Source organism: Siphonobacter sp. (assembly GCF_048595215.1).
GTDB lineage: Bacteria > Bacteroidota > Bacteroidia > Cytophagales > Spirosomataceae > Siphonobacter.
Genome location: NZ_JBMDWJ010000373.1, coordinates 1 through 8,172 on the forward strand (window position 1 = coordinate 1; position 8,172 = coordinate 8,172).

Annotated in this window: 5 protein-coding genes; all 5 read left to right on the forward strand. The window is 47.3% G+C overall.

The window, feature by feature from the left end:
- Positions 1–17 precede the first annotated feature (17 nt).
- The 5 genes from ACOJTG_RS22945 to ACOJTG_RS22965 all read left to right on the forward strand — a co-directional run bounded on the left by ACOJTG_RS22945 (position 18) and on the right by ACOJTG_RS22965 (position 7,953).
- Positions 18–863: an aldo/keto reductase gene (locus ACOJTG_RS22945; protein WP_420155940.1), complete on the forward strand. Its 846-nt coding sequence runs from the start codon at positions 18–20 to the stop codon at positions 861–863.
- Between the two features lie 415 nt (positions 864–1,278).
- A complete protein-coding gene (locus ACOJTG_RS22950) occupies positions 1,279–2,382 on the forward strand; it encodes an AI-2E family transporter (RefSeq protein WP_420155941.1) in 1,104 nt (367 codons plus the stop codon).
- An 86-nt stretch (positions 2,383–2,468) separates the two neighbouring features.
- Positions 2,469–3,002: a pyridoxamine 5'-phosphate oxidase family protein gene (locus ACOJTG_RS22955; RefSeq protein ID WP_420155942.1), complete on the forward strand. Its 534-nt coding sequence runs from the start codon at positions 2,469–2,471 to the stop codon at positions 3,000–3,002.
- Between the two features lie 614 nt (positions 3,003–3,616).
- Positions 3,617–6,841, forward strand: a complete 3,225-nt coding sequence (locus ACOJTG_RS22960) for a S41 family peptidase (RefSeq protein ID WP_420155943.1) — start codon at positions 3,617–3,619, stop codon at positions 6,839–6,841.
- 317 nt (positions 6,842–7,158) lie between these two features.
- Entirely contained in the window at positions 7,159–7,953 is a 795-nt protein-coding gene (locus ACOJTG_RS22965) for a M12 family metallopeptidase (protein ID WP_420155944.1), read from the forward strand.
- Positions 7,954–8,172: the final 219 nt, after the last annotated feature.

Consider the following 8,172-nt stretch of genomic DNA (forward strand, 5'->3'; position numbering starts at 1 on the left):
GAAACCAATGAATGACCATGTCAACAAAAACGAATTCCCTGACTTATGATTTGGGCGGAGATCTGACGATCAACCGTCTGGGATACGGAGCCATGCAACTCACCGGCTTTGGTGTGTTTGGCGAAGTAGCCGACCGCGAAAATGCAAAAAAGGTACTTCAGGCCGCCGTGGCTGGGGGTGTCAACTTCATTGATACCGCCGAAGCCTACGGTCCTCAATACAATGAAACGCTGATTGCAGAGGCATTGCACCCCTATGCTCCGGGCGTAGTAGTCGCTACTAAAGGGGGCTTTAACCGCCCAGGTCCGAACAAATGGGTGCCCAACGGCGACCCTAAATTTATTCAGGAAAATATCGAAGGAAGTTTACAACGGCTCAACGTAGATACCATCGATCTCTGGCAGTTGCACCGCTTTGACCCTAAAATTCCCGTCGAAGAAACGCTGGCTCCGGTAGCCGAAGCCGTCAAAGCCGGTAAAATCAAGTACGTGGGCCTGAGCGAAGTAGACGTCAAACAAATTGAACAGGCTGAAAAAGTAGTACCGATCGTGTCCGTGCAGAACCTGTATAACCTCGGTAACCGGCAGTGGGAATCCGTACTCGACTACACCGTGGAACGGGGTATGGCCTTCATTCCCTGGTTTCCGCTGGCCTCGGGTCCGGATAAATTGAAGGATAAAATTCAGCAGATTGCCGAAGCTCATCAGGCTACCACGGCCCAGATTGCCCTGGCCTGGTTGCTGAAACGTTCACCGAATATTCTGCTCATTCCTGGTACCAGTTCCATCGAGCACTTACAGGAAAACCTGAAGGCGGCCCATATTGAACTATCCGACGAGGAGTTCGAACAACTTTCGATGTAGAACCAGTGAAGTGCTAGTAAAAGCCGGAAGCAGCCCTGAGCTGCTTCCGGCTTTTGTTTAGAAGCCATGAGAACGAGTCTGTATAAACAGTATGCTTTTCCATTCGCACAAACATGCCCTCACACTCAAGGATCTACAGTACCTTTAGTGAAGTAACAACCTGAATCACTAGATTCGGTCTTGACGTAGAAACGCAACCACAGGGTACGGATTCGATCCTTTCGCTATAGGATTGACCTGTAACCATGTAAACCAGCTTTGTACAGCGGCGTATTCGTTTACGTTCATACTGGAGCGTATGCGTTGAAAGAAAACGTGGATCTGGATAAACATACGAGTGTGATTATCCGGCTGGAATGAAACCCTGGCACTGTTTTGTAGCAAACTGTTTCTTTACCTTCAACCGTATAGTCCGATGCAAGCACTTGTAAAGCCCACCCGCTTTCTGATTTTTCTGTTTCTCCTGTTTGGAGCTTTATTTCTGGCTAAACCCGTACTGGTGCCGCTGGTGATCGCCGGATTACTGGCTATGCTGTTTCTGCCACTGAGTACCCGCTTCGAACGCAAAGGAATCAGTCGTGGACCCGCCGCCCTGCTTTGTATTTTCATTTTTCTGCTGGTGATCGCCGGGTTGGTCTTTCTAATTCAGTGGCAACTGTCTGATCTGATCGAAGATATGAGCGGTATTGATCAGAAAATCACGGATATGGTCAGTAAGGCCAAACAGTACATTAGTCAGACACTGGGGATTGATGCCAAGAAGCAGGAGCAGATGGTGAAAGAACAGCAGTCTTCCAGTTCCGGACAGCTTTCTTCCGTGGTGACGGGCGTGCTAAATGGAGTTATGGGAATGGCCGTGGATACCGTGCTGATGCTGGTGTATCTGTTTTTATTGCTACTCTTTCGGGGCCATATCAAAACATTCATCCTCAAACTAACGCCCACCGACGATCAGTTCGAAGCCCGTACCATTATTTCCAAAACCAGCGAAGTTGGTCAGAAGTACCTCATGGGACTGGCCAGTATGATCGTCATGCTGTGGGTGCTGTACGGAATCGGTTTTAGCATCGTGGGCGTCAAACACGCGATCTTTCTGGCCATTCTTTGCGGCTTGCTCGAAATTATTCCTTTTATCGGAAACCTGATGGGGACGGGTTTAACCATTCTCATTACGCTAGCTCAGAGTGGGGATAGCAACGCAATTATCGGGATTGTCATCGTCTACGCCCTGGTCCAATTCATCCAGACCTATTTGCTTGAACCGCTCATCGTGGGCAGTGGCGTAAATATCAATCCGCTATTTACCATCTTTATTATTGTCGTGGGCGAAACCGTATGGGGTATACCGGGCATGATTCTGGCCCTGCCGCTACTGGGCATTGTCAAGATTATTTGCGATCATATTGAGCAGTTGAAACCGTACGGATTCCTGATTGGCGAGGAACCCAAGAAAAAGGAGTCTAATTTCATGGATAAAGTCAAAGGCTGGTTCGGGAAAAGTAAGGCACAAGTAGATTGAAAAGCAATAGGTGGCAAAAGAATACTACTTTTGCCACCTATCATTTTGGGCTTTTCTTATTCAAGGCAATGGGCAAATTCTATTCCGTGATCCCTGACGCACAGCAGGCATTTATCAAAAAGCAACATATATTCTTCGTAGCCACCGCACCTTTGAGCGGTGATGGACGGGTTAATCTTTCACCGAAAGGACTGGATTGTTTCCGCGTACTATCCGAAAACCAGGTGGCTTATATGGATTTGATCAGTAGCGGCAACGAAACCTCCGCCCATACGCTGGAAAACGGACGTATTACCTTCATGTTCTGCTCGTTTGAAGGCTCCCCGCTGATCCTCAAACTTTACGGCAAAGGTCACGCCGTATTGCCCGGCACTGAGGAGTGGGAAAGCCTTGCTCCGCAGTTTACGATTTATCCCAGTACGCGTCAGCTGATCGTCGCTGACATCGATCTGGTACAAACTTCCTGCGGTTTTGGCGTACCTCTGTACGACTACGCCGGCGAACGCGACATCCATTTTCAATGGGCTGAAAAAAAAGGAGAAGAGGGATTAGCCGAGTATGTACAGAAAAACAACCTCAAAAGTCTGGATGGGTTGGTGACGGATTTGGGATTGCTGTAGGGAGATTTTAAGGGGTTTGTGAATGGGTTTGAAATAAGTGCGTTATACACCTAGACGTAGTGCGGTCCTTCTTACTGGCTGGCTAGTAGCCGATGAGCCTCTCCACGACTAACGATAGCCTACGCTAGGCCACCGCGTTGCGGCTATCGTAGGTCGTTCCGTTGCTCACCGGCGGGAGAAGTTTTCATCTTCTAAGAGTAATTGTTGGTTGATGGTTTTTTGTTAGTAGTGTTTAAAATACAATCGAATACCTTCATGGACGACATAAACCCGGACCCCGTCCTATCGCATTCCATGCTGGGCTCAAGCCGCCTACTTCCTCGGCAATGCGGTGGCCCTAGCAAGAGGAAGTCAGCGGTGGGCGTGCCGGCATGGGATGCCCCGCATGCGATGCCCGGCATGGAATGCATATGGACTAAAAAACCAGCCATGGTTGCGGGACGAAATACTGATTGTATGAACCAAATCAAGCCCCCAAGAGAAGCCTAGTTTTTGACTCTATAAAATAAACAGTATAGAAAAACACCTACTACTCCTTACATCCACTCAAATTCCCTAAAAACAAACCAAGAAAACCCTTATCTTGCCTGTTTGTCTCAAACTAACATTCTCCCGTGAAAAAGATTATTACCGCCTTACTGCTGGCCAGTTGGCCACTGGTTTCGCAGGCCCAGCAAACGCCTTCCTGGCTGCGATATCCGGCCCTTTCGCCCGATGGAAAAACAATAGTATTCACCTACAAAGGTGATCTCTGGAAAGTGGCCGCTACGGGTGGTGTCGCCACACCGCTGACGTTCCACGAAGCCCATGACTTCATGCCCGTATGGTCCCGCGATAGCAAAACCATCGCCTTTGCGTCGGATCGTTACGGAAACTTCGATGTCTTTACCATTGCTGTCGACGGCGGGGAGGCCAAACGCCTGACGTATCACTCGGCGGCCGAGTACCCTTACGAGTTTACGCCCGATGGGAAGCAGGTCGTGTTTGGTTCTGCCCGCATGGACGTGGCCAGCAACCGACAGTTCCCGACGGGATCACAACCGGAATTGTACAAAGTCTCCCTACAGGGGGGCCGCGTCGAGCAGCTTTTTACGACGCCCGCTGAGGACGTGAAATTCAGTAAAGACGGCAACAAGCTGGTATACCACGATAAAAAAGGCGGCGAAAACGCCTGGCGGAAGCACCACGTTTCCTCCATTACGCGGGACATCTGGGTGTATGATGCCAAAGCCAAGAAGCATACCAAACTCACCACCTTTGCCGGGGAGGATCGGAATCCGATTTTCGCCGATAACGATAAAAGTCTGGTGTACCTGAGCGAAGGCAACGGCTCCTTCAACGTCTACAAACTTTCGCTGGATAATCCGACGCAGCCGCAGGCCCTGACGTCCTTCAAAAAACACCCCGTACGTTTTTTGAGTCAGGCTCAGAACGGTACGCTCTGTTTTAGCTACGACGGTGATCTGTATACGATGCAGCCCAGCGGCAAACCGCAAAAGCTGAGTATCAGCATCGCCGCCGATGCCCGTAGCAACAATGAAAAAGTACTGCCCGTCAGCGGTGGTGTTCGCGGTATGGCCGTATCACCCAATGGCAAAGAAGTTGCTTTCTTGTTCCGGGGGGAAGTATTCGTCAGCTCCCTTGAAGGTGGTATTACCAAACGCATTACCAACACCCCCGAGCAGGAAACCGACGTCAGCTTCTCGCCCGATGGCAAAGCCCTGCTGTACGCGTCCGAACGCGGTAATACCTGGAAGATCTACGAAACCCGGATTACCCGCAAGGAAGAACCCTATTTCTATGCTTCCACGCTGATCAAGGAAACACCGATCATCGACAACAGCAAGGAAAACTACGAGCCGGAGTATTCGCCCGACGGCAAGGAAATCGCCTTTATCGAAAACCGGATGACGCTGAAGGTATACAACATCGCCTCCAAGCAGACCCGTAGTATTCTGACCGATAAGGAGTTGTTCTCGATGCGGGATAATGACCAGTACTTCCAGTGGAGTCCCGACAGTAAATGGTTCTTGTTTGATTACAGCATGCCGGGCATCGCCGCCGGAGAAATCGGTATCGTAGAGGCCAGCGGCAAGGGGAAAGTACGCAACCTGACCGAAAGTGGCTTCCAGGATTTCCGGGCCAAGTGGGTCATGGGCGGTAAGGCCATGCTCTGGTTCAGCAACCGCGACGGTCTGCGGGCGGCGGCCATGAGCGGCGGCGGTACGTCGGACGTATACGCGATGTTCTTTACGCAGGAAGCCTTTGACAAGTTTAAACTGAGTAAGGAAGAGGCGGCTCTGGCGAAGGACATCGACGAGAAAAACGCGAAAGCCGATACCACCAAGAAGAAGGACGCTAAAGTTGCCAAGAAAGACAGCGTTAAAAATATCCTGATCGAGTGGGAAGGACTGGCGGATCGCAAGGCGAAACTGACCATCCATTCGGCTTCGCTGGCCGATGCACTGATCAGTAAAGACGGTGAAACGCTGTATTACCTCGCCCGTTTTGAGAAAGGCTATAACCTGTGGTCAACGAATCTGCGTACCAAAGAAACCAAAATGCTGATTCCGCTGAACTCCGGCGGGGGCTCAATGGTATGGGACAAAGACCAGAAGAACATTTTCCTGAATACGGACGGTCGCATTGTGAAAATTGATCCGGCTACCTCGAAACAGGAAGGCATCAACGTCAGCGGTGAAATGATGCTGAATACACTGGCCGAGCGGCAGTTTATGTTCGAGCACGTATGGCGTCGAACCAAGGAGACCTTCTATACGGGCGGTTACCACGGCATCAACTGGGACAGCTACAAACCCGATTACGAAAAGTATCTGCCGCACATCAGCAACAACTACGAATTTTCGGAAATGCTAAGCGAATTGCTGGGTGAGCTGAACGTGTCGCATAGTGGTTCTTCGTACGGAAGCTTCAACGCTAACGCCGATCAGACGGCATCGCTGGGTATTTTCTACGATCCGAACTTTAGCGGAAACGGCATCAAGGTGGAAGAGGTACTGGCCAACGGTCCCCTGTCGAAGGCGAATCTGAACGTAAAGCCCGGCATGATCATCGAGGCCATTGACGGCGAAACGATTACGCCCGCCCGCGATCTGGCCCAGTACCTGAACCGCAAGGCGGGTAAGAATACCTTGCTGACGGTGGTAGACGGCAAAGAACGTCGCGAAATCATTGTGAAGCCCGTATCGCTGGGCGAGGAGAGTACGCTGCTATACCGTCGCTGGGTGAAACGTAATCAGGACGAAGTGGAACGCCTGAGCAAGGGTCAACTCGGTTACGTACACATTCCGGGCATGAACGACGGAGCGTACCGCATGACTTACGAAGAAGTGATGGGTAAATTCGCCGATAAAAAAGGGATTGTCATTGATACCCGCTTCAACGGCGGAGGCGATCTCGTGGCCGATCTGGCGATGTTCCTTTCGGGCAAGAAGTTCCTGGACTATACCACGGATACCCGCAGTAACGGCTACGAACCCAACTTCCGCTGGACGAAGCCCAGCATTTCACTGGCCAACGAGGCAAATTATTCCGACGGTCACTGCTACGCCTTTACCGTGCAGGAAATGAAGCTGGGCAAACTGGTCGGTCAGCCCGTACCGGGCACCTGTACCTTCGCGGGTTGGGAATCCCTGCAGGACAACAGCGTTCGCTGGGGTGTACCGCCGCTGGGCGTAAAAGCCATGAACGGCAAATACCTCGAAAACTGGCAAACCGAACCCGACATCAAAGTCTGGAACGACTACGAGCAGGTAAGCACCGGCAAAGATCAGCAGCTGGAAAAGGCGGTTGAGGTGTTGTTGGGAGAGGTGAAGTAGAAGGTTTTTAATTGATTTGTTTTATGGCCCTGGCTCTTTTGAAGCTGGGGCTTTATTTATGTTTTATGAAAATTTTATAACCATAAATGGGTAATCCAAAATAGAATAAAAATAAATAACTTGCATCAATTATAGATAATTATTGTCATTCGTTATAGTATGAATAAGTAGAACTTTTATAAATGAGTTATTAATACATAAGAATAATGAATATATTTTAAATAAAAGTAGTGCGAAACAATATTTGTTAATAAGTTAATCACAGCTATAATTATAAAACAATTATGAGATTACATTTATGTTTATTGACAACGTTTATGAGCATATTGTTTTTAAGTTGTAATGATGATGAACTTAAAGATGCTGACTTAAAGCAATCTTATTATGGTGATAATGAAGATTCAACTGGTGTAGGATCAGTAGTTGTTGTCTTTAATAATATAGATACTGTTGAAGTTGAATATAAAACTTATGATAGTTTAGATATTGTTGATGGAGATATGATAATTACTGATCATCATCACAATACTAATAAATTTTTTGGTAACATAAGGTTAGGAAGAATATGGCTTAATAGAACTTTACCGTACGTTTTATCACCAGGTTTACCTGAAAATATTAAGGATAATATTAATTATGCAATAAAGCACTGGGAAAATGTGACAGATATTGATTTTGTAGAACGCGACCTTAATCATAAGGATTATGTTGAGTTTGTCAAAGGATCTTCTTCTTACATTGGGTCTTCTAGCGTAGGTAGAATAGGCGGTAAGCAATTTTTGTACTTAGGTAGTAAAACCGGAAAAGCTGTAGCTATCCACGAAATAGGTCATGCATTAGGATTATACCATGAGCATACTAGGAAAGATAGAGATAAATATATTAAAATACTTTATGAAAATATAGCAGCGAAAAATCATAAATGGTTTAATCTTTTAGTAGGTGATACAACAGGACCTTATGATTTTAAATCGAGGATGCATTATAGTAAATATGCAAGATCTAAAAATGGAAGAATAACCATAAGGCCTTTGAATAATAATAATAAAATTGAGAATAATGGCTTGCTCAGCGAAGGAGATATAAATGCAATAAAACGTCTTTATAAATAAGCTTTCATTGTTATTAGTGTTTAACGAAGCGTTACCAACAACTTTCGCAAGTCGAATCTCATGCGAACTTCATCCCTTTGACAGTCGTACGTTATATGATCTATGCGATCGTTAATAAGTATCAAATTCAAATAAAACAACATTAATAAACGCTTTAGTGGTTCGATACGTATTCGAAATCATACTTATAATTTTAAGAATAACTTCATTGATAACCTA